General features: G+C 68.3%; 1 protein-coding gene. It reads right to left on the bottom strand.

Translation table 11 applies throughout. The features are described 5' to 3' along the window. Window positions 1-173: 173 nt before the first annotated feature. The gene (locus tag DM816_RS42000; protein WP_117215955.1) at window positions 174-800 is read right to left on the bottom strand and encodes a PASTA domain-containing protein; all 627 of its coding nucleotides are present in this window, start codon (window positions 798-800) and stop codon (window positions 174-176) included. Between the last annotated feature and the right edge of the window lie 274 nt (window positions 801-1,074).

Genomic DNA, 1,074 nt, shown 5'->3' on the forward strand with positions numbered 1-1,074 from the left:
GACGCGGTCAGTGGTCTGCGGCCGAGAGGTGATTGTGATGTGGGCTGGCGCCGTGCGGTGTCGGTGGGGCGGGCGGGCGTGGCCTTGGGGGTTGTGGCGGTGGCGGTGCCGGTGGTGGTGGAAAGTGCGAGGCGCTCCGGTGTGGTGGCCGGAGCGCCTCGGGGTTTTGTGGGTCAGCCCTTGCCGTTGCTCGTGGTTTTGCAGGTGATGACGAGCGCGGTGTCGGCCGGGATGGCGGTGCCCGCGGCTGCCGACTGCTTGGTGGCCGTGAAGCTCACGAGTACCTTGAGCTCCTCGCCGTCCTTGCCCTCATTGATGAACTTGATGTTGGTGAAGCCCGCGCCATCGAGGATCACCTTGGCGTCGGCCGCCGGCATGCCCACGACATTGGGCATGTTGATGGTCTTCACCGTCGCCGTTGGACTCGGGCTCGGGGTGGGGCTTGCCGTGACCGAAGGGCTCGGTGACGGGCGCGCGGTGGCCGTGGCGGCGGCGGTCGGCGTGGCTGCGATCGGGTCGGGGCCTGGCTTGCCCCACCACCGGTTGTACGCGAATCCCGCGCACACCAGCAGGAGCAGGATCAACAGCAGGAGGAGCAGAAGCAGCCAGCGCTTCTTGCCGTTCTTGTCGTCCTTGTCGTCGTCCCCGCCATCGGTCGGCGGGGGCGGTGGCGGGACGTCGGTCGTCTCACCGGAGTCGGCCGAACCGGCATCGGCGGCTGCCTTGTCGTCCGCGGAGTGACGGCGGACGTATCGGCCGCTTTCCGGGTCGCGCGTGGGTTCTGCGGGGGTGTCAGACATGTATTAGGCCTCTCGCGCCTGGTGCTAAGCACTGCACATGATGACGGTCGATTGGAAAATCGGTCACTAGCCCGGCGGTTGCAACTTGATGTCGGATTGGCGACGCCGATCGGACGCGTGGCCCAAGGGGGCAGGTCGCGGCCGTGGCTGCGTGCTCCCGGTGTGGTGGGTGGGGTGCGGGCGGGACACGGGAAACCCGGTGGGGAGGTGGTGGGCAGGTCGGGTAATCTGGGCACACAGGCATCGACCCGGCCATCACCGGTGAGCCTCCGGA

The organism is Allorhizocola rhizosphaerae, from assembly GCF_003426775.1.
GTDB lineage: Bacteria > Actinomycetota > Actinomycetes > Mycobacteriales > Micromonosporaceae > Allorhizocola > Allorhizocola rhizosphaerae.